Source organism: Hymenobacter terrenus (assembly GCF_000972495.1).
In the GTDB taxonomy this organism is placed as follows: domain Bacteria; phylum Bacteroidota; class Bacteroidia; order Cytophagales; family Hymenobacteraceae; genus Hymenobacter; species Hymenobacter terrenus.
On record NZ_LATM01000085.1, the window covers coordinates 1 to 2,701 of the forward strand.

Genomic DNA, 2,701 nt, shown 5'->3' on the forward strand with positions numbered 1-2,701 from the left:
GCCCGCCCGGCTCGTGGTGCTCGACAACGGCGTCGCCGTCGAGACGCTTACTTTCCAAGCCGCCTACTGCGTGGGCTACCGGGAGGAGTTTGAGTCCGGGAATGAGCACCTGGGGGCCTACGTGTGTCATTTCACCCTCTCCGACCCCGACGGCTGGACCTGGGAGCGCGGCCGGGGCCCGAACGCCTATCTGAACGTGCCACCGATTATCCAAACGCCCCCGCCGGTGCCCGTCCCCAAGCCGGTGCCCGTGCTGCCCAAGGTGGTGGAGGCGCTGGTCGAGGAATCGGTCTGGACGCGGCTGGCGGCGGGGATGGTCCGCGTGCTCGAAGCGGGTGCCAGCTTCCCGGCTATGTTGGCGGGCTTGTTATTATTGCCGCAAGCCGCCCACGCGCCCGGCATCCCGCAGCACCCGCCCGTGGTGCCCAAGGACGCGCTGCGCTTGGCCGAGCTGGAACGGTTGCAACGGCTGGACCAGCTCACCAAGCAGGAGCAGGCCGAGTATCTGGCGCTGCTGGCCAAGGTGAGGGGGATTCACCTGGATGGGCTGGATGAGCAGCTGCGCGAGGCGCACTTGCGGACTATTGTACCGGATTATCAGGGCATTCATTTGGCTGGTTTGCGTAACGAGTCAGTTGGTGAATTCGATGGTATCAACCTAAATGAAAAGATATTTATTGAGGATAAAACTGCGACGGGGCTACTGAATGTAAACCCCAAAACCGGTTTACATTCGCAAACTGCTGCTGAGTGGGCCGAGAAGCACATTTACAATAAAACAAAGAGCCGTATCGAAGCGCTCAGAATCGCCAAGTACACCTATCCTCAGCCCGCCCCAGACATCGAACAAATCCGGGGTTTTCGCCGGTTGCATTTCCGCATTGATGCCGACACCCCTGAGGTACGGGCAGCAACAGAGGACGCCATGAGGCGGTTGAGGATAGAAAATCCAGGTTGGAAGTTTACGGGTCAGTACGGTAAAAATTAAACAATAAAAATTATGTCAGTCGCTCTAATGTTCAAATCCTCCACCACCAGTGAGTTGGAACCAGCCATTTGGGAGGTGCCTGTCTCGACTGAGAAGCTTTTCTATCAATACTGGTACCCCGTTATTGAAAAAGAAGGGTATCCTTGGCTGCACATTATATCACCTGGTATTGATTTGGACGCAGAAAACCTCCCTGAGGTCTTAGATGAACTCCGCCAGCTACAAGCAGCATTTCCGCGCTACTACACGCCAGATGATGAAAAATACGAGTATATTACCACCAGCATCGCTAGATTAATTGCCGCATTGGAAGCTATTAATCCCAACGACTTGTCTTCCGGGGAACTGGAACTTTTCTTGGGCTAAAGTCCGGTAATCGTTGACCTGGTAATGAAAATCCTACTGTAGCCGGTGGGATTTTTTCGTACGGCAACAGAGACACAATGAAGCGCTTACGAGCAGAAAATCCGGGCTGGGAGATTATGGCTCAATACGGCAAATAACAATAGTCATGATTTCGCCGGCCAGCACCTCGGCCATTTTCAAATTGTCGAAGAAGGACGGGCCGATGGGGGGGCGGGGACGGCACCGAACTTGGCGAAAACGGGGCAAGCTACGGCGGGTGTGCCGCCGTTCGTTCGCTGGCTCATGAACTGCTGCGGTGCCTGGCGCTACCCAAACACAATGGCGCTGCCGTGCCGCAGGCTGAATTTGACGCTATCGTAAAGCGCCAGCCAGACGAAGCGCTCAATCCAGAAAGGATGGCCCCGTTCGGGTTCGCTGATTATTTGCGCGGCCAGGGTTTCTGAAGGTGCTCCGTTGGGCAATGCGATGCTGAGCAGCGGGGCCACGGCCTGGAGTTCGCGTTGCAACCCGAAGCTGGAGCCGACAATTCCTCCGGCCACCTGGGCGGATTCGTCGTCAAAAAGTGGCTCCTCAAAATCAATGGGCAAGTAAAAGCCCTCGGCGTCGGAATGGCAAATGAGGTGGGAGCGAAACATGCAGAGCTCTGCATCGAGTACCACATCACGTTCGGGGTGACCAGTGCTGGGCGTCAGCGGCTCATCGTTGATTTGGTACGCCACGGCGCGGCGCAGATAGTGAAGCCACGAATACGAGAAGTTGCCCAGCGGCGGGCGACCCACCCGGGCAAACAGCGTTTCCGGCTCCTGATGGGGTGGCAGGTTATTTTGTTGCAGCAGCTTGTTCACGCGCTCGAGCTCGACTTTCATCCATTCGTAGCCTTCGGTATCATGTTTTTTTAAGTCAGCCAGTACGTTGACTCCAATAGTTAAGCCCATGTCGTTCTGATGAGGTAAGGTGAAGGAGAGCTGAAAGGTAGTGCCAGCCTCGCCATGAATTGACTCTTATGCGGGATGGATTTATAGAAGAGGAGTAACTGATTCCTGTTTGACTGCCGGTTTGGAGCTAGCAGCTCAGAGTGACTGCTAAAGCAAGTCGATAGGTCTATCAGACCTTCAACCCATTTGAGGAATTAGCGGGTATCTCTGTAATTCTCATTGCCAGGCGAGCGGTAGCCTTTATCGAGCACTCGCAGTCTGAGGTTCAGGAAGTGGAAAGGCTCGTTCCATCTGGCTTACTAGCGCACCCCGGGGTTTGGCCAGAAGCATTTCGAGCTGGCTCTTTAATCTCAGCAAGTCTTTCTGGTAAGAAGCTGTTTGAGTTAGCAAAATTTGAGGATTGGGCGAATGT

3 protein-coding genes are annotated in these 2,701 nt (G+C 55.0%); 2 read left to right on the forward strand and 1 reads right to left on the reverse strand.

Going from position 1 to position 2,701, the window contains the following annotated elements:
* Together WX88_RS31140 and WX88_RS26480 are read left to right on the forward strand one after the other, a co-directional pair.
* On the forward strand, positions 1–988 hold a 988-nt coding region (locus tag WX88_RS31140; protein WP_046247447.1), incomplete at its 5' end, for a hypothetical protein.
* A gap of 12 nt (positions 989–1,000) precedes the next feature.
* On the forward strand, positions 1,001–1,354 hold the full coding sequence (locus WX88_RS26480) for a hypothetical protein (RefSeq protein ID WP_156176486.1): 354 nt from the start codon (positions 1,001–1,003) through the stop codon (positions 1,352–1,354).
* Between the two features lie 305 nt (positions 1,355–1,659).
* Here the strand turns inward: WX88_RS26480 and WX88_RS26485 are convergent, their stop codons facing one another.
* Entirely contained in the window at positions 1,660–2,289 is a 630-nt protein-coding gene (locus WX88_RS26485) for a hypothetical protein (protein ID WP_046247449.1), read from the reverse strand.
* Positions 2,290–2,701 lie beyond the last annotated feature (412 nt).

Excerpts from the sequence above, each read along its gene's own strand:
- WX88_RS26480 (WP_156176486.1), top strand. The coding sequence starts at position 1,001 with ATGTCAGTCGCTCTAATGTTCAAATCCTCCACCACCAGTGAGTTGGAA.
- WX88_RS26485 (WP_046247449.1), bottom strand. The coding sequence starts at position 2,289 with ATGGGCTTAACTATTGGAGTCAACGTACTGGCTGACTTAAAAAAACAT.